The organism is uncultured Roseobacter sp. (assembly GCF_947495025.1).
Lineage (GTDB): Bacteria > Pseudomonadota > Alphaproteobacteria > Rhodobacterales > Rhodobacteraceae > Roseobacter.
In genome coordinates, this window is the sequence record NZ_CANLXG010000003.1 from 84,468 (window position 1) to 103,226 (window position 18,759).

The following is an 18,759-nucleotide window of genomic DNA, read 5'->3' on the forward strand; positions in this document are numbered from 1 at the left end:
ACCCCTTATGATTTCTGGAACATGGCGAGCATGCGCCGTGTCACGAGGAAGCCGCCAAAGATATTCACCGACGCCATAAAGACCGCCAGTGCTGCGAGCAGCGTGATCAGCAGCGAACTTGACCCGATCTGGATCAGCGCGCCGAGGATGATGATCGAGGAGATCGCGTTGGTCACCGCCATCAGCGGCGTGTGCAGTGAATGCGCCACATTCCAGATCACCTGGAAGCCGATGAACACGGACAGAATAAACACGATAAAGTGCTGCATAAAGCTCGCGGGGGCCACAAGGCCGACCGCCAGCAACAACCCACCACCGACAGCCAGCAAACCGACCTGGTTGCGTGTCTGCGTCTGGAATTCCGCGATTTCCTTTGCCCGTTTCTCTTCCGCCGTCAGCTCTTTGGGCGCTTCCTTTTTGGGAGCAGCTGCAATCGCTGCGACCTTCGGGGGCGGCGGTGGAAAGGTTACCTCTTTGGCATGCGCGATGGTCGCACCGCGGATTACGTCGTCTTCCATGTCGTGGTTGATGACGCCGTCTTTTTCCGGTGTCAGGTCCGACATCAGATGGCGGATGTTCGTGGCATAGAGGCTGGACGCCTGGGTCGCCATCCGGCTGGGGAAATCTGTATAACCGATGATTGTAACGCCGTTATCGGTGACAATTTTCTCGTCAGCCACTGTCAGTTTGCAGTTGCCACCTTTTTCAGCAGCAAGGTCGACAATCACCGATCCGGGCTTCATGGATTTCACCATATCCTCGGTCCAGAGCTCCGGTGCTTCACGGTTCGGGATCAGTGCTGTGGTGATCACAATGTCCACTTCGGGTGCAAGTTCGCGGAATTTCGCGAGCTGTGCCTCACGGAATTCCGGTGAGGAAACAGAAGCATAGCCACCCGTGCTTGCGCCATCCTGCTGCTCTTCCTCGAAATCAAGATAGACGAACTCGGCGCCCATGGATTCGACCTGTTCAGCCACTTCGGGCCGCACGTCAAAGGCATAGGTAATCGCGCCCAGCGAGGTGGATGTTCCGATGGCCGCGAGACCCGCGACCCCTGCCCCGACGACCAGAACCTTTGCCGGCGGCACCTTGCCTGCCGCTGTAATCTGCCCGGTGAAGAAGCGTCCAAAGTTGTTGCCCGCCTCGATGACTGCCCGGTATCCGGCGATATTCGCCATGGACGACAGCGCATCCATCTTTTGCGCCCGGCTGATCCGCGGGATCATTTCCATCGCGATGACCGTGGCACCCTTTTTGGCTGCCGCTTTCATTTTCGCCTCGTCAGCGACAGGGCTGAAGAACGAGATCAGGGTCTGGCCATCCCGCAGACGCTTCATCTCGGCATCTGAAGGCGCCCGCACCTTGGCCACAACATCCGCCGCTTTCCAGAGCGCCGCCGCAGTTTTGACCACCTCGACGCCGGCCGCCCTGTAATCGGCATCAGCAAAACCGGCAAGCGCGCCTGCGCCTGTCTCGATGACGCATTCATGGCCGAGTTTCTGAAGTTGCGTGGCGCTGTCCGGCGTCATGGCGACGCGGGCTTCACCCTCAAAGCTCTCTTTTGGTGTCCCGATCTTCAATGGAAGCTCCCCCGTTAATTTACGTTTTGAGCAAAATGGTGCACAGAGTTGCGATGTCCACTACCGTTTCGGGACGCAAGGTACAAGCATGCGAAACTCTGTGAACGCTCACAGATGCTCAGAAATCAGACCCATCTGCGTGTTTTTTCAGCGTATCTGGCAAAATCGGCACGGAACTTCCGGCGAAGCCGGTCTTCTTCGGGCACGATAAAGCGCCGTTCCAGAATCCAGACCAGCACCGGCACCAGCACCAGCGAGAGGATCGCATCCCAGTACAGGCACAGCCCGGCCAGGATCATCACATCCGCCAGATAAATCGGGTTTCTGGACCGTTTGAAAATACCACTTTGTATCAGCGTCTCCGCTTCCTGGTGGGGGATGATCGTCGTGCGGTGTTTGCGGAATTCCATCGCTGCCAGCAGCGCCAGGACAATTCCGCCCCCCACCAGCAGCCCGGCAAGCAGCATGGTGACCGGATGCGCAAGGCTCAGGCCCAGCGTCAGGATATGCCCCTGCCACCATGCACAGGCGGCAAAAGCAACCAGCCAGACCGGCGGCAGGTCGAACCATTTCATGATGCGTCAACACCCATGGGCTGCCAGAGTTCGATCGGGTTACCATCAGGATCATGCAGTCTGGCGAACCGGCCATTCGGATACTCTGTTTTGTCGATCTCCACAGAAATGCCCGCCTCCTGCAGCTGCGCGGCCATCGCATCAAGATCATCGACACGGAAATTGATCATAAAAGCCTGGTCGCGCCGGCCAAAGTATTCTGTATCCGCCGCAAAGGGCGCAAAGACTGTCGGGCCTTCCGCCTGAGACCAGACCTGCTGGTCATAGTCCCGCGGCACGGGGTTTATGCCGAGATGGGTTTCATACCACGCCGCCAGTTCATCCGGATTCCCGGACCGGAAAAAGACGCCGCCAATACCTGTCACCTGTGCCATAGATCTCGCTTCCACCTTCTTTGTCGCACAGCTGTCGCGCTGGCTCAACATCCGCCTTGCCCGCAGAGCCCGTGACAGCCCATAGTTCATCAGACAGTCAGGGAGAATCCGATGACGCTCAGGGGAAAACATGCGCTGGTCACCGGCGGCGGCACCGGTATCGGCCTCGCGATTGCCCGCACACTGGCTGAAAACGGCTGCGCCGTGACCATTACCGGGCGGCGCCAGTCCGTTCTTGACCAGGTGTCAGGCCAGGGTATCACCGGCATGGCGATGGACGTACGCGACGAGGCCGATGTGACCGGCAAAATCGCTGCCGCCGTCGAGGCGCACGGCCCCGTTCAGATCTGTGTTGCGAATGCCGGTATTGCCGAGGGGCGTGCCCTGCACAAGACGGACATGGAATTCTGGCGGAACATGATGTCCACCAATCTGGATGGCGCCTTTCTGACGATCCGCGAAAGCCTTGGCTCCATGCGTACAACGGACTGGGGCCGCGTGATCGCGGTGTCGTCCATCGCAGGTGTGCGCGGTCTGCAGGGGGCGTCGTGCTATACCGCCAGCAAACACGGGCTGATCGGTCTGATACGCGCCCTCAGCGAGGATTACGCGGGCAGGCCCTATACCTTTAACGCTCTCTGTCCCGCTTATGTGGATACCCCTATTGTGACCCGCAACACGGCATCGATTGCAGAAAGGGCCGGTGTGTCCGAGGACAAAGCACTGGCGATGATGGTTTCTGCCAACCGCCACGGCCGGCTGATCGCACCCGAAGAGGTCGCCGCTGCGGCGCTCTGGCTGGTGTCGGAAGGATCTCAGAGCGTGAACGGCCAGGCGATCGAAATCGCAGGCGGTCAGATCTGATCAGGCTCAGGCGACCTGCGCTGCCCGCGGCGTTCCACTTTCGGCCCAGGCATGCACCGCTTCGCCAAAAGCCGCGAAAAGCGGTCGGGACACCGGGTCTTCTGCTGCGCGGTACTCGGGGTGCCATTGCACAGAGAGCGTGAATCCGGGGGCACCGTCAATATAGATGGCCTCAGGTGTGCCATCGGGTGCTGTTCCGTCAATGACGACGCGGGGCCCGGATGTTTTGATCCCCTGACCGTGCAGGGTGTTGGTCATCACCTCGGGTGCGCCCATCAGCCGGTGAAACACGCCGTCATGCGTGAAACTTACGGCATGACGGTGCTCAAACTTTTCCTCAATCGTTCCGTCCGGCGGCATCCGGTGGTTCATCCGCCCGGGCAGATCGCGGATTTCGGGATAGAGTGACCCGCCCATCGCGACGTTGACCTCCTGGAACCCCCGGCAAACGCCCAGAAATGGCAGGCCACGCTCCACACAGGCCCGGATCAGCGGCAGTGCCACCGCATCGCGGCTGCGGTCAAATTCGCCGTGCGCTGATGTGGGGTCCTCGCCGTACTCCTCGGGATGGACATTCGGGCGACCCCCGGTAAACAGAAACCCATCACACCGCGCCATGAGATCCTCGACTGTCACAAATCGCGGATCCGTAGGTATCAGCATCGGCAGGCACCCGGACACTTCCGAAATTGCCTCCGAGTTCATCGTTCCGCCCGCATGCACGGGGTACTGGTCATTCATCAGGTAGTAATTACCGATTATACCAACAACGGGTCGCGCCATCCATGGTCCCTTTTCCTGTTTCCGCGTTTATAGGACAGAAAAGTTACGGAAAACAGACACGCGGACGCGCAAGCCACTGTGCACAGATGCAAAAGCCGCTTTTATCGGCGCTGTTTCACGCCTCGCCGGTCAGACCGGCCGCTTCTATGCCTGCCAGTCCGGCAATGACATCATTGTCCGAAGTATCACCGGTCACACCAACGGCGCCGATTATGGCGCCTTTTCGGTCGCGCAGCAGGATACCGCCCGGCACCGGAACGACACTGCCCCCGAACACACCATTCATCGCGTTGAGGAAATACGCCTGGTTTTCCGCGCGTGCCATCTGCGCCGACCCCGGGATGCCGAGCATGATCGACCCATAGGCCTTGCCATGTGCAATCCCGAAACGTCCCGGCGACGCGCCATCCTCGCGCTCAAACGCCTGTAGATGGCCGCCGGCATCAAGCACAACAACCGACAGAGGTTTGAACTCCATCTCCCGGCCTTTTTCCAGTGTCTTGCGGATGATTGTCCGCGCTTTTCTCAGTGAAATACCCATCGTCCCGTCCCTGTTTTATTCTGGCCACAAAATTCCCCCGAAGGGTCCCGGGGAGCAGGCAGCCCCCCGGGCTTTTTGTCCGTTACTGTGCCGCTTTCAGCTCAAGCCGCCGCGCATGCAGGACCGGTTCGGTATACCCCGAAGGCTGCTCGCGCCCTTTGAACACCAGATCGCAGGCCGCCTGAAATGCAATACCGTCATAACCTGGCGCCATCGGCACATAAGAGGTGTCTCCGGCATTCTGTTCATCCACAACAGCTGCCATTTTGCGCATGGCGGCCATCACCTGCTGGCCATCCACCACCCCGTGGTGCAGCCAGTTGGCAATATGCTGCGCCGAGATGCGGCATGTCGCACGGTCTTCCATAAGGCCCACATCGTTCATGTCGGGCACCTTTGAGCAACCCACACCCTGATCAACCCAGCGCACCACATAACCCAGTATACCCTGCGCATTGTTTTCAACCTCGCGGATTTTCTGTGCATCGGTCCATTTCTGATATTCTGCCAGCGGGATGTTCAGCACTGTGTCCACATAAGCCCGGCGCCCGCCCGCCCGCAGCTTCTGCTGAACAGCAAACACATCAACCCTGTGGTAATGCAGCGCATGAAGCGTCGCCGCCGTCGGGCTTGGCACCCACGCACAGTTGGCACCGGATTTCGGATGTTCGATCTTCTGCTCCAGCATTGCGGCCATCATGTCAGGCATGGCCCACATGCCCTTGCCGATCTGCGCCTTTCCGCTCAGGCCACACTCGAGCCCGATGTCCACGTTCTGGTTTTCATAGGCCCCGATCCACGCCTTGCGCTTGATAAAGTCCTTGCGGCTGAAAGGACCGGCCTCCATCGAGGTATGGATCTCGTCGCCTGTCCGGTCAAGAAACCCTGTATTGATAAACGCCACGCGTGATTTTGCGGCGCGGATACATTCCTTGAGGTTGACGCTTGTGCGACGCTCTTCGTCCATGATCCCCAGTTTGACCGTGTACTGCGGCAGCCCGAGAACCTGTTCCACATGTGTGAACGTCCGGTCCGCAAACGCCACTTCTTCCGGACCGTGCATTTTGGGTTTTACCACATAGACCGACCCGGTCAGCGAGTTACCACCCTCACGCGCCAGATCATGCATCGCGATCAGCGTGGTGACCATGGCATCCATCAGCCCCTCAAAGATCTCTTTGCCGTCCCGGTCCAGAATTGCGGGATTGGTCATCAGGTGCCCGACGTTGCGCACCAGCATGAGCGCGCGCCCCTTGAGCACCACTTCGGACCCGTCCGGCGCTGTTACGATGCGATCCTCATTCAGACGACGGGTCAGCTGCCGCCCGCCCTTCTCAAAGCTCTCTTCCAGATCGCCCCGCATCAGTCCGAGCCAGTTCGAGTAGGCCTGTACCTTGTCCTCGGCGTCCACACAGGCCACGGAGTCCTCACAGTCCATAATGGCTGAAACCGCGCTTTCGAGCTGAACATCCGCGAGCCCGGCCTGATCCCGGCTGCCGATCACATGCGTGCGGTCAAAGACCAGCTGCACATGCAGGCCGTTGTTGCGCAGCATCACAGTGTCAGGTGCCTTGGGGTGGCCCGTGTAGCCCACAAATTTGTCAGGGTGCTGCAGCGGCTGATCGTCCACCAGAAGCGCACCACCGGAAACGTAGTACCGGTGTGCGTCCGCATGGCTCAAGCTGCTGATCGGAAAGGCCTCGTCCAGAAACACACGGGCCCGGGCAACCACACGCGCGCCGTGGCCCTGGTCATAGCCACCGGGGGCGGGCAAAGTGCCCATCGCATCCGTACCGTAAAATCCGTCATAAAGACTGCCCCAGCGGGCATTTGCGGCATTCAGGGCATAGCGCGCATTTGTGATGGGAACGACAAGCTGTGGGCCGGGAACACTGGCGATCTCTGCGTCCACATTCGCAGTTTCAATTTCGAAGGCGTCGCCTTCCGGCAACAGATAACCGATCTCACGCAGAAATGCACAATAGGCGTTGTGATCATGCGCCTGCCCGGCGCGGTCCCGGTGCCACCCGTCGATCTGTGCCTGAATGGCATCGCGCTTTTTCAGAAGTTCCGCATTTTCCGGACCGAAGTCATGCGCAAGAGCCGACAGACCCTCCCAGAAGGTTTCTGCCTCAACACCGGTGCCGGGCAGCGCCGCAGTCTCGATAAAGGCTGCCAGCTCTGAACTGACCTGCAGCCCGCTGCGGTTCACACGATCTGTCATTCTGTCTCCGTCCGCTCTTTGTATACGATAGCATCCAGCGATCTAGGACAGCCACAGCGTCCGGGCAACCGGAGAATGACGAAAACAGATATGTTTCGGATACTGAGCAACCGCAGGGCATTAACCTGCCGGGGGCTTCCCCCGGAAGTTACGGTCAGCGCGGCGCGCCACTGTTTTCCGGATCCTTCGGGTGCCGGTTGCGGTTTCGGCGACAGGTGTCAGAGCAATAGCGGACCTCTTCCCACACTTTTTCCCACTTCTTGCGCCACGAGAACGGTCTGCCGCAGACCGCACAGGTTTTCTGTGGCAGATCACTTTTCCGGCGCATGCCCATCAGCCGGAAGTGTCCGATACGGCTGCCGGCGATGCGGTTTCGCTACCGCTGTCTCCGGACAGCGCAACAAATGCCACACCGGCTGCAATCAGAAGGCCGATCCAGACACCGCGCAGCATCGGGATGTGGCGGGTTTTCTGGCGTTCAATATTCGTGTCGGGCGCAGACATAAGTCCTCCGTTTACTGATGAAATGTCCGGCAGCACCTTGCAGCGGACTTGTTGCCACCCTAACGTCCCGCTGCGATATCCGTTCCATTCCAGAAGACAGGTTCCCATGCGCGACGCTGCTCCCGACACGATTTATCTCAAAGATTACAGCCCCTTCGGCTATAATGTCAAAGAAGTCGCTCTGACTTTTTTCCTGCATCCGAACCGGACGCGCGTCACGAGCAGGATCATTTTCGAACCTCGTCCCGGTGAAGATCCTGCCTTTTTTCTGCACGGCGAAAACCTGGAGCTGGTTTCTGCCAAGATCAACGGAAAGGCGGTGACGCCGGATGTGACCGCAGAAGGCCTGACATGCGCCGTGCCCGGGGAAGCCTTTGTCTGGGAGGCGGAGGTAGCTATTGACCCGGCCAATAACACCGCACTCGAAGGCCTCTACATGTCAAACGGCATGTACTGCACGCAATGCGAAGCCGAAGGGTTTCGCAAGATCACCTACTATCCGGACCGGCCGGATGTCATGAGCATCTTTACGGTCCGGATACACGGCCCGCATCCGGTCCTGCTGTCAAACGGCAATCCGGTCACGCAGTCAGAGAACTTCGCGGAATGGCATGACCCCTGGCCCAAGCCAGCGTACCTGTTTGCCCTCGTTGCGGGCGAACTGATCAGTCACCCCGGCACCTTTACCACCCGGTCCGGTCGCGAGGTCGCGCTGAACCTCTGGGTGCGCCCCGGCGACGAGGGCAAATGTGCCTTTGGGATGCAGGCCCTCAAAGACAGCATGAAATGGGACGAGGATGTTTACAGCCGCGAATACGACCTGGATATCTTTAACATCGTCGCTGTCGATGATTTCAACATGGGCGCGATGGAGAACAAGGGTCTGAACATATTCAACTCCTCCGCCGTTCTGGCCTCTCCCGAGACCTCGACAGACGGCAATTTCGAACGCATCGAGGCGATCATTGCGCATGAGTATTTCCACAACTGGACGGGCAACCGGATCACCTGTCGTGACTGGTTCCAGCTCTGCCTCAAAGAGGGTCTGACTGTTTACCGCGACAGTCAGTTCACCTCTGATATGCGTTCGGCGCCGGTGAAACGTATCGGCGATGTCATCGACCTGCGCGGGCGTCAGTTTGCCGAGGATCAGGGCCCGCTGGCCCACCCCGTTCGCCCCGAAAGTTTCCAGGAAATCAACAACTTCTATACAGCGACTGTCTATGAAAAAGGCGCCGAGGTTATTGGTATGCTGCGCGCGCTTGTCGGTGCGGAGGCTTACGACAGGGCAGTGCAGCTTTATTTCGACCGGCACGACGGTCAGGCCTGCACGATCGAAGACTGGCTGAAGGCGTTCGAGGACACCACAGGCCGGGACCTGAGCCAGTTTTCCAGATGGTACAGCCAGGCGGGCACCCCGGAAGTCACGGCAGAGGAGAGCTGGGACGCAGGGACCTACACGCTGACCTTCACGCAGACCCTCGCGCCATCCGCTACAACGCCGGACCCGCAACCCCAGGTGATACCGATTGCCACGGGTCTGCTGGATCAGGACGGGGCCGAGTTGGTGCCGACAATAATTCTGGAACTCACTGAAAAAACGCAGAGTTTCTCATTTGAGGGTCTGGCGGAACAGCCTGTACCGTCGGTGCTGCGCGGCTTTTCCGCGCCGGTCGTTCTGAAAAGCAACTTCCCGCAAACACGCCGCGCATTTTTGCTGGCACATGATACTGACCCGTTCAATCGCTGGGAGGCAGGTCGTGATATTGCGCGCGAAAGCCTGCTCAACACGATCCGCACCGGTGCCGCCCCTGATCCGGACTATCTCAATGGTATCCGCACTGTGCTGAGCGATGAGACCCTCGACCCCGCTTACCGCGCCCTGATGCTGGGACTGCCGGGCCAGAATGATCTGGCGACGACGCTGCACAATGAAGGCACAACGCCTGATCCCGATGCGATCTGGTCAGCCACAGATGCGCTGAGGGCCGCGCAGGCGATGCACATGGCTGACCTTCTGCCGGTCCTGGTGGAAGCGCATCAGGTGACGGAGCCCTACCGCCCGGATGCCACGCAATCCGGCAGGCGCGCGCTGGCAAACGGCATGCTGGGTCTGTTGTCGCGGCTCGATGGCGGCGCCCGCGCGGCGCAGCAGTTTGAAACGGCTGACAATATGACCCAGCAGCTTGCCGCACTGGGCGCCCTGCTGCGGACAGGCAACGGCGGTGATGCGCTGGAAGCCTTTGAAAACCAGTGGAAAGATGACCGCCTTGTGATGGACAAATGGTTTGGCCTTCAGGTTGTCATGTCCGATCCGGACAAAACCGGCGAAACGGCCAGCAAGCTGACCGTGCATCCGGATTTTAACTGGAAGAACCCCAACCGTTTCCGGGCAGTGTTCGGTTCGCTGGCGATGCACCATGCAGGTTTCCACGCCGCAGATGGCACCGGATACAAACTGCTTGCGGACTGGCTGATCCGCCTTGATCCGGTGAACCCGCAGACAACTGCCCGGATGTGTTCGGCTTTTCAGACCTGGAAACGCTATGACGGCGGGCGCCAGGCGATAATCGCCGGCGAACTGGACCGGATCCTCGCAACAGATGGTCTGTCCCGTGACACAGGCGAAATGCTGACAAGAATCAGAGGAACTGCATGATGAAACCCGTTTTGCTTATCACCGGAGGCTCCAGCGGCATTGGCGCCGCCTGCGCCGAAATCGCAGCGGACCGCGGATACGACATCGCACTGAACTACCGCAGCAGCCAACAGGCAGCCGAAGCGGTTGCAGATACCTGCCGGGTAGCGGGCGCGGATGTTCTGCTCTGCCAGGGCGATGTAGCGGATCCCGCAGCAATTGCGGCAATCTATGCGCAGATCGACGACCATTTCGGCCGGCTGAACGCTGTCATTAACAATGCCGGCATTGTCGATCAGACGGCGCGTCTGGTGGATATGGATCACGGTCGCCTCGAGCGCATGTTCCAGGTCAATGTGATCGGCGCGATGCTGGTCGCGAAAGAGGCGGTCCTGCGGATGCAGGCGGCCGGTCAGGGCGGCGTCATCGTGAATATTTCGTCTGCCGCGGCCCGCCTCGGATCAGGCAACCAATACGTGGACTACGCCGCCTCAAAGGCAGCAATTGACTGTTTTACCAAAGGTTTGTCCGACGAAGTTGCCGCGGACAACATCCGGATCATGGCAATCCGCCCGGGCCTGATCGAGACCGGATTGCACGCCAAGGGCGGCGAACCCGGGCGTGCCGACCGCCTGGCGCATATGGTGCCGATGAAACGCAAGGGGTCCGCCGAAGAAGTCGCCCTCGCGATTATGTGGCTTGTGTCAGACGAGGCCAGCTATGTCACCGGCTCCACCCTGGACGTCACGGGTGGCCGCTGAGCCCTTTCGTTTCGAGCGACAGGGTCGCAACCGGACCGGTCTTGCCGTCGTTGCAGCAATCTGGATCGCCCTGATCGCGGCAACTGTGGTTCTGGACGCCGCACCCTGGCTCATGGCGGTCCTGGCCCTTTTTACCCTGCCCGCCGCCTGGGAGATCGTCAGAAATCCGCTCGCGACACTGACGCTTGATGGGCGCGGCATGCGCTGGCAATCCGGACGGCGCTCCGCAGATGTCGCGCTTGCAGAGCTGGAGCGCGTCCGTCTTGATACCCGTCTGGACTTTTCCGTTCGGGTCACTCTGATCCTGACCAATGGCGCAAGGGTGCGTCTGCCCTACGAATGCACGCCGCCCCACAAAAGCTTCGAAGAGACACTGAACCAGCGCGGCATCGCAACCGAACGGCACCATTTCTCGCTGATCGGCTGACAAGCTGGTCTGTCGCCGCCGGCTGCGACGGCGTTATTCAGTCGTGCAATAGGGCTGTTGTTTCAGCCATGCAGACATCTCGCTGGTTCTGGACTCTTTGCGCAACGGGCCCCAGTCAGCGGCCACCCCGCGCCAGCGTGAATCGCGTGCATCAATCACGCCGTCCCGCGGCACGGTGACGGCCATGATGCGGATCGCACAGCTGAGGTTTTCAGTGCCGCTCTTCAGTGCCTCGCCGGAACCTGCACGACAGTCATATCCACGGGCGGTCGCAGGAGAGATCTGAAGCAGACCGAACCACTTGCCGTTGCTGCTGACTGCCCGCGGCTTCCATGTGCTTTCATATCGTGCCAGCGACGACAAAAAACCGATCCAGAATGCCTCGCGGTCTTCTGTGTCCGCCTCCGGGTAGGCAGGGCACCAGTCTGCAATGTCTGCTGGTACAGTCGACACCAGCGGCTGCCCGTGCGTTCGCAGAGCATCCAGTGCTGCGGCATTCCACGCCTCCCTCTGCTCTTTGTGTGACCACATCATCGGCGGCAGGCCTTCGTCCTCTTCGACGGGCTCAACGTCAGAGCAGGCGGAAATACTCAGGAGAGCGGAAAGCGACACAGCAAGTAATAATTTCATGGTGCCAGTCTTTGCCGACCGCCCCGCGCAGCGCAAGAGCACAACCAAGCCGAGCGCATTTTCGCCGACAATAACCGCCTTATGCCCCGCATCGTTTACTGATGCAGAACAGTACAGATTGTTGCCGGGTCCTCTGCGCTGAAATACCGGGATATCTCCGCTGCAACGCCTTGTTTCAGTCGGAATGCAGCGTCATGCTGTGGCTGTGTAAAGTTTCCGGAATGAGTAAATGTCGATCCTGTCCCTGTTTCCCGGGCACCGTGTACGCAAGGCCAGTCCGGCCAGCCGTGCTCAGCAGCCTGACCCTGTATCTCCTCTCACGACCGTTCTGCGACGGCGTGACCGGACGCCTGAGGCAAAGACGCCACCTGCCGGCACAACGGACGAACATCCGCTGCAGATCCCCTGCCCGATGCCCTCCGACGAAGACCGAATACGCGACCTGCACCAGCAGCGCGGCCAGTTTCTGGCACGACAGGACCGGTGGCAGGAACTGGCGGACGCCATGCGCACTGCGGATGCAGCACGGGATATGACACCGGGCGGCATGCCTGTCGCAGACCTGCTCAGCTTCGGCGCCCGCGCGGATGTTGTACTGGCCGTCGAACACGCGCTGACCGACAGCCGGCAGGCAGACAATCCAGCGCTGTTGTCGGGGATCGAAGCGCTGGAAGAGATGCTGGCCGAGGATCCCACCTGCCCATGGCGCGCAGCAACGGTCGCTATGGCGCATGTGGATACCGGCTGGTTCTGGCGTGGTACGGGCTGGCAGTCACAGGTGCCCGACCGTAACCTCGAGGCCTTTTCAGCACATTTTGACCGGGCACGCGACATCCTGGACCCTTTTTCTTCGATGCTGACAACCTCGCCACTGCTGAGTTCTGCACATTGCGCGCTTCACGGTCTCGGGGGGCGGCATATCGACATTCTGTCGCGTGATTTCGAACGGCTGATCGATCTGAACCCGATGAACCCCGGGCCACTGCGGTCACTCGGCAACTACTCGTCACCGCGCTGGTTCGGTTCCGGCCAGGTTCTGGAACTCGAAGCGCGGCGCACAGCAGCACGACTGCTCCGGCACTGGGGTGCGGGAGGATACACCTGGGTGATGATGGATGCGCTGGCAGGCGATGATACAGTCTGCGCGCAGCTCGACACCGATTTCTTCATTGAAGGTCTGGGCGATATCCTGGACCGCCGCCCGGATCAGTATACCGCCAACCTGCTGGCGGCCTGGTGCGTAAACACCATCGGGCGTCATCCGGGGCAGGACGAAACGGCCAATGCAGTGCGCCGGAAAATCGCGGCCTGCGCGGGCTGGATTGTGCGCCATCACATGACTGAACTGCATCCGCTGATCTGGGCCCATGCCGCGCGCGGATTTGACAACAACCTGCACGTGGGTTCAGCGCGACGCTTCGCCGCTTCGGGCCGGGAAGATGCACTGAAACTGTTGCGGCATGTCTTTCGCCATGAGATTAATCAGGGAATGCAGATAATATTCACCGCTGAAGGACCTGTTACGAAACAGGGTTAACCACGGCAGGGCAAATAAGGAGAATAAGATGCCGACTATTCCCGCAGATGCCGCGCACTGGGATTCAGGCGACTGGATTGAGTGGCACCGTACGGCCGAGTCTGTGCAAGCCGCCCCCTGCTCTGCGGCCGGTGATACCGAAGCGCGGCTGATGGCGCTCGAAGTCAGTCTTCTGCGCTGCGCGCGTGTGTACTTTCATATGACACAGGAACATCTGCCCGTTTATGACGCAATCGGCCGCGTGCATGGAGCGCTGAACTTTGATGTGCCGCTTGACGGCAGCCGCGGTGAAAACGTCCTGACCGTGGTCCTGCCGCCGATGGGGCCGGACAATGTTGTCACCGTCGACCTGAGCCATCCGTTTGACGCCCTGCTGGTGGTACGTATACGGGATAACTTTACCTCAGACGGCCGGATCTGCGCCCGCAGCGCCCTGAAGGTTTCCCCCGGGGCCGGAACTCTCGAGGTCAGCTGGGCCGCACTGCCGGAAGTTCACTGAAAGCGCGGGACTTGCGGCCCTTCCCCGGCTGGCCTAAGACGCTTTCACGTGTGAACTGAACTGCGGGAACACTCCATCATGCTCGATCTGACCTATGAAACGCCAAAGCCCAGAGTAATTGCCGGGGCAAAAGACGACTGGGAACTGGTGATCGGCATGGAGGTCCACGCACAGGTCACATCGAACGCCAAACTCTTCTCGCCCGCTTCGACCACTTTCGGCGCAGAACCCAACAACAACGTGTCCTTTGTCGATGCGGCCATGCCCGGCATGCTGCCAACAATCAACGAATATTGTGTCGAGCAGGCGGTCCGCACCGGCCTGGGGCTGAAAGCTGCGATCAACCTGACGAGTGCGTTTGACCGCAAAAATTATTTCTACCCCGATCTGCCGCAGGGCTACCAGATTTCCCAGCTCTACCACCCGATCGTCGGCGAAGGCGAAGTGCTGGTGGAAATGGGTGACGGAACAGCCCGGCTGGTGCGCGTCGAGCGTATCCACCTGGAACAGGATGCCGGCAAGTCTATCCACGATATGGACCCGAATATGTCCTTTGTGGACCTGAACCGCACGGGCGTTGCGCTCATGGAAATTGTATCGCGCCCCGACATCCGCGGACCGGAGGAAGCGGCAGCCTATCTGGCCAAACTGCGCCAGATCCTGCGCTATCTGGGAACCTGCGACGGCAATATGCAGTCAGGCTCGATGCGCGCCGACGTGAACGTATCCGTGTGCCGCCCGGGTCAGTACGAAAAGTACCAGGCGACACAGGATTTCAGCCACCTCGGCACCCGTTGCGAAATCAAGAACATGAACTCCATGCGGTTCATTCAGCAGGCCATCGAAGTCGAGGCGCGCCGCCAGATTGCGATTGTCGAAGCAGGTGGTGAGATTGAACAGGAAACGCGCCTGTATGATCCCGACAAAAATGAAACGCGGTCCATGCGGTCCAAGGAAGAAGCCCACGATTATCGCTATTTCCCGGATCCGGATCTGCTGCCGCTGGAAATCGAACAGGCCTGGGTTGACGATATTCAGGCCAGTCTGCCCGAGTTGCCGGATGCAAAAAAGGCCCGTTTTATCAAGGATTTCGGCCTGAGTGACTATGATGCTTCTGTGCTCACGGCAGATCTCGACAGCGCCGGATATTTCGAAGCGGTTGCTCAGGGGCGCGACGGCAAGTCAGCGGCCAACTGGGTGATCAACGAACTCTTCGGCCGTCTGAAAAAAAACGACCGTGATATTACCGACAGCCCGGTAAGCCCGGCACAGCTGGGCGGCATCATTGATCTGATCGCATCCGACGCAATTTCGGGCAAAATCGCCAAGGACCTGTTCGAGATCGTCTATACCGAAGGCGGCGATCCGGCAGAAATTGTCGAAGCCCGTGGGATGAAACAGGTCACGGATACCGGCGCAATCGAAGCCGCTGTTGATGAAATTATCGCGGCCAATCCGGAACAGGTCGCCAAGGCACAGGAAAACCCGAAACTGGCCGGATGGTTCGTGGGTCAGGTGATGAAAGCTACGGGCGGCAAGGCCAACCCCAAAGCGGTCAACCAGCTGGTGGCGCAGAAACTTAAAGGGTAATCAGGCGGCTGGTGCGAAAATCCGCAGAACTGCGGAGCCGAGCAGCAGGCCATAGCCGATCCTGAGGCAGAGCTCGTCGGCCCGGCGCCAGCTTGCCACGCGCACGGCAGCATCCTGTTCGAGCTCCTGAGCGATCACGTCCAGCGCGCTGCTGTCACCCTGGTCGCGGCGCGACCTGACGAGCGCTTCGATACGTGTCAGTGTCTTTTTGTTGAAATTCAGTGAGAAAGCAGGCACCGCGAGGAGACCGATACCCAGCGCGCTGGCAGTGTTCAGAACCGTCGGATGGCTGACCGCAACGCCGGCGCAGGCGATCAGATCACCGCACACACTTCGTCTCCGGTGGTTTCTTCGGCTTCGACTTCAAAAGGCGTGATCTTCAGACGCGCTCCACAGGCGTGGAAATACCGGGAACAAGACTGTATTTCCGGCAAGGCACCGGTCGCAGACTCCATTTTGGAGATATGAGACTGCGACAGACCGGAACGTTCGGCCAGTTCAACCTGTGTCAGGCCGGCCTTTTTGCGCAGCGACCGGAACAATAAAGCCATATCGCGCTTTGCCCGGTTACGGTCCCAGGAGTCCGCGAGTGCGGAGTCCTCGATAAACAGCAGGTTTTTCAGCGAAGTCACAGGATCACTCCCATTCAGTTACATCAAGGTTGCGGTGCCGGATTGTCAGATCACGCGCGGCATCGCAGGCCCCTTTTGCCGCAACCGCACCATGGATCATCAGTACCGGCGGTCCGGAAGCTGCAAGGTCAAGCGACACAGCCAGCTTATGCCCTCTGCATTCCGGAATCATGACCGCACAGACCACATATCCGCCCGCAAGGCGCCCGCAGCGTTCTGAAGCATCAGGGTCATTCGATCTGAACTCCTTTTCGAGCATCAGAATGTTCTCACGGCACGGGATGGACAGGTGCCGTATGCTTTGAACCAAATCGTCCACAAACTCTTCCGGATACTGGATTTCCCGGTTCTGGTATCGCTTATATATATCAGGGTGCATATTAAGTCAAGTATATATGAATTCTGGTAAATATCCGGCCTGCTCTGTTCCGGAAATCCCGGCACCCGCTCTTTTCGCATCAACCGCCGGGATGGTACAGAACAGACATCAGATAAAAACCACGAAAGCAACGCTCATGACATCCGCACCATTCCGATCATCGCTCATGAATATCCGCCCGGAATGGACCGACTATAACGGACACATGAATATGGCATATTACAGCGTCCTCTTCGACGAGGCCGCAGACGAGATCTATCCCGATATCGGTTTCGGGCCCGCGTACCAGAAAACCGGATTCACGACATATACGGCAGAATTCCACATCTGTTATCTGCGTGAGCTGCACGCGGGTGACAAGGTGAACATCACTTTACAATTACTTGATTTTGATGAGAAACGGTTCCACACCTGGCAGGAAATCTGGCATGAGGATGGATGGTGCGCTGCCACCGGCGAAACGCTTGGCCTGCACGTTGACCAGTCCGGACCGCGTGTCGCTCCTATGCCTGCAAGCATTCTGAAACAACTTCAGAAAATGCACGAAGCCCACGCCGTTCTGCCCAGACCAGACCGGGCCGGCAGGCGCATCGGCATTCCGCGCAAGGACTGAGTTCCCGCTCCGCGGGTGGGCCTGCCCGGTGCCTTTCCGCACGGCATCAGTGCTGCTATAAAGACAGCACGGAGACTGTGCCAATGCCACACTATGAATACCGGGTTGTGCCGGCGCCTTTACGCAGATCAAAAACCCGCGCCGGGATCGACACCTCAAGCGCCCGGCTGGCGAATGCTCTGCAGACGCTGATGAACGATATGGGGATGCGCGGCTGGGAGTATCAGCGGGCAGAGGCTATCCCGCAGGGTGATGGCGGATCTGCGCCGGTCGAGGTCATGCTGGTTTTCCGCCGACCGGTGCCTGCTCGCTCTCCACTCGTTCTGCAGGCCGCAGAAAGACTTCCTGCACCACCGGCCCGCAAAGGCCCGGTGCCTGTGCCGCTGCCGCAGGATGACAAAGTGCCGGAGGTGGTCGCCCGGGCGCGAACGGTTGCGCCCGCACCGGTCTACACCAAACCCGCAGGCCCCGACGATGACGCCTCGGGCAGCGAGGGTGCAACCCGTATGTTGCAGGATAACGGCGTAGAGGACTTCAGCGAAGTCTCCGGACTGACCAGCTCTCTGCTTCAGCTTGCAGCAGCAAGAAAAGCTTCTGGATCAAATACCTGACCGACGTTTTTAAACGTCTGCATCAATTGCCAGCGCGTGAATACGCCCGATAAGCTCTGCCCCGAGTGCTGCATGGACAGCCCGGTGGCGCGCGATCCGGGACATGTCCCGGAACTGTTCTGACCGGATCTTAACGTTGAAATGGCTTTCGACACCCTCGGTAAAACCGGCGTGCCCGCGATGACTTTCTGTATCATCCACCACCTCAAGAGTGTCGGGGCTGAATGCCTCACGCAGTCGTTCCTCAATCTCCATACGTTTCGTCATTTTTTTGGCTCAGCCCCCTTCAATCTTTCCGTGCACAGTCTAAACTAAGCGGCCTCGACTCGTATAGGTGCCAAAGATGCGTAAACCCGATCCCTTCGGATTCGACATGTCCGTCTCATCCTCGAAAAAGAAAAACCCGCGGGGACGCAGGGGTATGTCCGGTGCATCCGAGACCTCAACCCGCATCTGTGACCATGAGGGATGCGAGGAACCCGGCAAGTACCGCGCACCGAAAGCACCGGATGTTCTGGATGACTTTTTCTGGTTCTGCCAGGCGCATGTGCGTGAGTACAACCTGAAGTGGAACTTTTTTGACGGAACCACCGAGGCAGAACTCAACGCTCAGATGTCAAAAGACAAGGTCTGGGAACGCAATACCAAACCAATGGGTGACCCGGAGGCACGCGCCTGGGCGCGCCTGGGCATCGAGGATCCGCACCAGGTGCTGGGTGCAAACGCCACGCAAAACCCCGGACGCGGCGCCCAGGCCGGGCGCCGCCTGCCCCCAACGGAACGTCGCGCGCTTGAAATCCTCGAGGCGAAAGACACCTGGACCAAGCCCGAGGTACGCAAAGCCTACAAAGCACTGATCAAGGTATTGCACCCGGATATGAACGGTGGCGACCGCAGCCAGGAAGAACAGCTTCAGGAAGTTGTCTGGGCCTGGGATCAGATCAAAGGCAGCCGCAATTTCAAAGACTGATGGCCTAAGGTTTCAGCACAACTGGAC

At 59.4% G+C, this 18,759-nt stretch carries 23 protein-coding genes; 10 read left to right on the forward strand and 13 right to left on the reverse strand.

Annotated elements, in window-relative coordinates; translation table 11 throughout:
• Positions 1-5: 5 nt before the first annotated feature.
• The 3 genes from Q0792_RS14585 to Q0792_RS14595 all read right to left on the reverse strand — a co-directional run bounded on the left by Q0792_RS14585 (position 6) and on the right by Q0792_RS14595 (position 2,529).
• Positions 6-1,580, reverse strand: coding sequence for a Re/Si-specific NAD(P)(+) transhydrogenase subunit alpha (locus Q0792_RS14585; protein WP_298842222.1), 1,575 nt, complete (start codon positions 1,578-1,580; stop codon positions 6-8).
• Between the two features lie 125 nt (positions 1,581-1,705).
• Positions 1,706-2,155 carry an isoprenylcysteine carboxylmethyltransferase family protein gene (locus tag Q0792_RS14590; RefSeq protein ID WP_298842226.1) on the reverse strand — a complete coding sequence of 150 codons (450 nt, stop codon included), beginning with the start codon at positions 2,153-2,155 and terminating at the stop codon, positions 1,706-1,708.
• The gene (locus Q0792_RS14595; protein WP_298842229.1) at positions 2,152-2,529 is read right to left on the reverse strand and encodes a VOC family protein; all 378 of its coding nucleotides are present in this window, start codon (positions 2,527-2,529) and stop codon (positions 2,152-2,154) included. Before Q0792_RS14595 ends, Q0792_RS14590 begins: the two co-directional genes overlap by 4 nt.
• A 111-nt stretch (positions 2,530-2,640) precedes the next feature.
• Here Q0792_RS14595 and Q0792_RS14600 point away from each other — a divergent pair, with 111 nt between their 5' ends.
• Positions 2,641-3,393 (forward strand): SDR family NAD(P)-dependent oxidoreductase, encoded by a 753-nt coding sequence (locus Q0792_RS14600; RefSeq protein WP_298842232.1) that lies wholly within the window; start codon positions 2,641-2,643, stop codon positions 3,391-3,393.
• Between the two features lie 6 nt (positions 3,394-3,399).
• On the opposite strand, the gene Q0792_RS14605 is transcribed toward Q0792_RS14600, so the two are convergent.
• The 5 genes from Q0792_RS14605 to Q0792_RS14625 all read right to left on the reverse strand — a co-directional run bounded on the left by Q0792_RS14605 (position 3,400) and on the right by Q0792_RS14625 (position 7,445).
• Positions 3,400-4,176 (reverse strand): gamma-glutamyl-gamma-aminobutyrate hydrolase family protein, encoded by a 777-nt coding sequence (locus tag Q0792_RS14605; protein WP_298842235.1) that lies wholly within the window; start codon positions 4,174-4,176, stop codon positions 3,400-3,402.
• A 115-nt stretch (positions 4,177-4,291) separates the two neighbouring features.
• Positions 4,292-4,717 carry a heme-binding protein gene (locus tag Q0792_RS14610; protein WP_298842238.1) on the reverse strand — a complete coding sequence of 142 codons (426 nt, stop codon included), beginning with the start codon at positions 4,715-4,717 and terminating at the stop codon, positions 4,292-4,294.
• Between the two features lie 82 nt (positions 4,718-4,799).
• Positions 4,800-6,941, reverse strand: coding sequence for a malate synthase G (locus tag Q0792_RS14615; RefSeq protein ID WP_298842241.1), 2,142 nt, complete (start codon positions 6,939-6,941; stop codon positions 4,800-4,802).
• A gap of 154 nt (positions 6,942-7,095) precedes the next feature.
• On the reverse strand, positions 7,096-7,275 hold the full coding sequence (locus tag Q0792_RS14620; RefSeq protein ID WP_367276778.1) for a DUF2256 domain-containing protein: 180 nt from the start codon (positions 7,273-7,275) through the stop codon (positions 7,096-7,098).
• Positions 7,275-7,445, reverse strand: coding sequence for a hypothetical protein (locus Q0792_RS14625; RefSeq protein ID WP_298842245.1), 171 nt, complete (start codon positions 7,443-7,445; stop codon positions 7,275-7,277). The genes Q0792_RS14620 and Q0792_RS14625 overlap by 1 nt, the downstream gene beginning before the upstream one ends.
• A gap of 106 nt (positions 7,446-7,551) precedes the next feature.
• Here Q0792_RS14625 and pepN point away from each other — a divergent pair, with 106 nt between their 5' ends.
• From pepN to Q0792_RS14640, 3 genes are read left to right on the forward strand one after another with little or no spacing between them, the layout of a single operon-like run.
• Entirely contained in the window at positions 7,552-10,104 is a 2,553-nt protein-coding gene (gene pepN / locus Q0792_RS14630) for an aminopeptidase N (protein ID WP_298842247.1), read from the forward strand.
• Complete coding sequence (locus tag Q0792_RS14635; RefSeq protein ID WP_298842250.1) at positions 10,101-10,844, forward strand: SDR family oxidoreductase; 744 nt, start codon at positions 10,101-10,103, stop codon at positions 10,842-10,844. The genes pepN and Q0792_RS14635 overlap by 4 nt, the downstream gene beginning before the upstream one ends.
• Positions 10,804-11,271, forward strand: coding sequence for a hypothetical protein (locus Q0792_RS14640; RefSeq protein ID WP_298842253.1), 468 nt, complete (start codon positions 10,804-10,806; stop codon positions 11,269-11,271). Before Q0792_RS14635 ends, Q0792_RS14640 begins: the two co-directional genes overlap by 41 nt.
• A 33-nt stretch (positions 11,272-11,304) precedes the next feature.
• Here Q0792_RS14640 and Q0792_RS14645 read toward each other — a convergent pair whose 3' ends face one another.
• Positions 11,305-11,901, reverse strand: a complete 597-nt coding sequence (locus Q0792_RS14645) for a transglycosylase SLT domain-containing protein (protein ID WP_298842256.1) — start codon at positions 11,899-11,901, stop codon at positions 11,305-11,307.
• A 229-nt stretch (positions 11,902-12,130) separates the two neighbouring features.
• Between Q0792_RS14645 and Q0792_RS14650 the strand changes: the two genes are divergently transcribed.
• The 3 genes from Q0792_RS14650 (at position 12,131) to gatB (ending at position 15,527) form a co-directional block, all read left to right on the forward strand.
• Positions 12,131-13,438, forward strand: coding sequence for a hypothetical protein (locus Q0792_RS14650; RefSeq protein ID WP_298842259.1), 1,308 nt, complete (start codon positions 12,131-12,133; stop codon positions 13,436-13,438).
• Between the two features lie 28 nt (positions 13,439-13,466).
• Positions 13,467-13,937 (forward strand): hypothetical protein, encoded by a 471-nt coding sequence (locus Q0792_RS14655; RefSeq protein ID WP_298842262.1) that lies wholly within the window; start codon positions 13,467-13,469, stop codon positions 13,935-13,937.
• A 78-nt stretch (positions 13,938-14,015) separates the two neighbouring features.
• Entirely contained in the window at positions 14,016-15,527 is a 1,512-nt protein-coding gene (gatB, locus tag Q0792_RS14660; RefSeq protein ID WP_298842265.1) for an Asp-tRNA(Asn)/Glu-tRNA(Gln) amidotransferase subunit GatB, read from the forward strand.
• Here gatB and Q0792_RS14665 read toward each other — a convergent pair whose 3' ends face one another.
• Genes Q0792_RS14665 through Q0792_RS14675 form a run of 3 tightly spaced genes read right to left on the reverse strand, consistent with a single transcriptional unit; the run spans position 15,528 to position 16,478 of the window.
• Positions 15,528-15,857 (reverse strand): hypothetical protein, encoded by a 330-nt coding sequence (locus tag Q0792_RS14665; protein WP_298842268.1) that lies wholly within the window; start codon positions 15,855-15,857, stop codon positions 15,528-15,530.
• Positions 15,842-16,159 (reverse strand): helix-turn-helix transcriptional regulator, encoded by a 318-nt coding sequence (locus Q0792_RS14670; protein WP_298842270.1) that lies wholly within the window; start codon positions 16,157-16,159, stop codon positions 15,842-15,844. Before Q0792_RS14670 ends, Q0792_RS14665 begins: the two co-directional genes overlap by 16 nt.
• A 4-nt stretch (positions 16,160-16,163) precedes the next feature.
• Positions 16,164-16,478, reverse strand: a complete 315-nt coding sequence (locus tag Q0792_RS14675; RefSeq protein WP_298842273.1) for a hypothetical protein — start codon at positions 16,476-16,478, stop codon at positions 16,164-16,166.
• 196 nt (positions 16,479-16,674) lie between these two features.
• Here Q0792_RS14675 and Q0792_RS14680 point away from each other — a divergent pair, with 196 nt between their 5' ends.
• Complete coding sequence (locus tag Q0792_RS14680) at positions 16,675-17,151, forward strand: thioesterase family protein (RefSeq protein WP_298842275.1); 477 nt, start codon at positions 16,675-16,677, stop codon at positions 17,149-17,151.
• 83 nt (positions 17,152-17,234) lie between these two features.
• The gene (locus Q0792_RS14685; RefSeq protein WP_298842280.1) at positions 17,235-17,762 is read left to right on the forward strand and encodes a DUF4177 domain-containing protein; all 528 of its coding nucleotides are present in this window, start codon (positions 17,235-17,237) and stop codon (positions 17,760-17,762) included.
• Positions 17,763-17,771: 9 nt separating this feature from the next.
• Here the strand turns inward: Q0792_RS14685 and Q0792_RS14690 are convergent, their stop codons facing one another.
• Positions 17,772-18,029, reverse strand: coding sequence for a BolA family transcriptional regulator (locus Q0792_RS14690; protein WP_298842282.1), 258 nt, complete (start codon positions 18,027-18,029; stop codon positions 17,772-17,774).
• Positions 18,030-18,105: 76 nt separating this feature from the next.
• Here Q0792_RS14690 and Q0792_RS14695 point away from each other — a divergent pair, with 76 nt between their 5' ends.
• On the forward strand, positions 18,106-18,732 hold the full coding sequence (locus Q0792_RS14695; RefSeq protein ID WP_298842285.1) for a J domain-containing protein: 627 nt from the start codon (positions 18,106-18,108) through the stop codon (positions 18,730-18,732).
• The last annotated feature ends 27 nt before the right edge of the window (positions 18,733-18,759 follow it).

What these genes read in the sequence shown, in the direction of transcription:
- Q0792_RS14645 (WP_298842256.1), bottom strand. Translation starts at nt 11,901, where the DNA reads ATGAAATTATTACTTGCTGTGTCGCTTTCCGCTCTCCTGAGTATTTCC.
- Q0792_RS14685 (WP_298842280.1), top strand. Translation starts at nt 17,235, where the DNA reads ATGCCACACTATGAATACCGGGTTGTGCCGGCGCCTTTACGCAGATCA.
- Q0792_RS14655 (WP_298842262.1), top strand. Translation starts at nt 13,467, where the DNA reads ATGCCGACTATTCCCGCAGATGCCGCGCACTGGGATTCAGGCGACTGG.
- Q0792_RS14695 (WP_298842285.1), top strand. Translation starts at nt 18,106, where the DNA reads ATGCGTAAACCCGATCCCTTCGGATTCGACATGTCCGTCTCATCCTCG.
- Q0792_RS14595 (WP_298842229.1), bottom strand. Translation starts at nt 2,529, where the DNA reads ATGGCACAGGTGACAGGTATTGGCGGCGTCTTTTTCCGGTCCGGGAAT.
- Q0792_RS14605 (WP_298842235.1), bottom strand. Translation starts at nt 4,176, where the DNA reads ATGGCGCGACCCGTTGTTGGTATAATCGGTAATTACTACCTGATGAAT.
- Q0792_RS14600 (WP_298842232.1), top strand. Translation starts at nt 2,641, where the DNA reads ATGACGCTCAGGGGAAAACATGCGCTGGTCACCGGCGGCGGCACCGGT.
- Q0792_RS14615 (WP_298842241.1), bottom strand. Translation starts at nt 6,941, where the DNA reads ATGACAGATCGTGTGAACCGCAGCGGGCTGCAGGTCAGTTCAGAGCTG.
- Q0792_RS14625 (WP_298842245.1), bottom strand. Translation starts at nt 7,445, where the DNA reads ATGTCTGCGCCCGACACGAATATTGAACGCCAGAAAACCCGCCACATC.
- Q0792_RS14620 (WP_367276778.1), bottom strand. Translation starts at nt 7,275, where the DNA reads ATGGGCATGCGCCGGAAAAGTGATCTGCCACAGAAAACCTGTGCGGTC.
- Q0792_RS14650 (WP_298842259.1), top strand. Translation starts at nt 12,131, where the DNA reads ATGTCGATCCTGTCCCTGTTTCCCGGGCACCGTGTACGCAAGGCCAGT.
- Q0792_RS14610 (WP_298842238.1), bottom strand. Translation starts at nt 4,717, where the DNA reads ATGGGTATTTCACTGAGAAAAGCGCGGACAATCATCCGCAAGACACTG.
- pepN (WP_298842247.1), top strand. Translation starts at nt 7,552, where the DNA reads ATGCGCGACGCTGCTCCCGACACGATTTATCTCAAAGATTACAGCCCC.
- Q0792_RS14635 (WP_298842250.1), top strand. Translation starts at nt 10,101, where the DNA reads ATGATGAAACCCGTTTTGCTTATCACCGGAGGCTCCAGCGGCATTGGC.
- gatB (WP_298842265.1), top strand. Translation starts at nt 14,016, where the DNA reads ATGCTCGATCTGACCTATGAAACGCCAAAGCCCAGAGTAATTGCCGGG.
- Q0792_RS14680 (WP_298842275.1), top strand. Translation starts at nt 16,675, where the DNA reads ATGACATCCGCACCATTCCGATCATCGCTCATGAATATCCGCCCGGAA.
- Q0792_RS14690 (WP_298842282.1), bottom strand. Translation starts at nt 18,029, where the DNA reads ATGACGAAACGTATGGAGATTGAGGAACGACTGCGTGAGGCATTCAGC.
- Q0792_RS14640 (WP_298842253.1), top strand. Translation starts at nt 10,804, where the DNA reads ATGTCACCGGCTCCACCCTGGACGTCACGGGTGGCCGCTGAGCCCTTT.
- Q0792_RS14590 (WP_298842226.1), bottom strand. Translation starts at nt 2,155, where the DNA reads ATGAAATGGTTCGACCTGCCGCCGGTCTGGCTGGTTGCTTTTGCCGCC.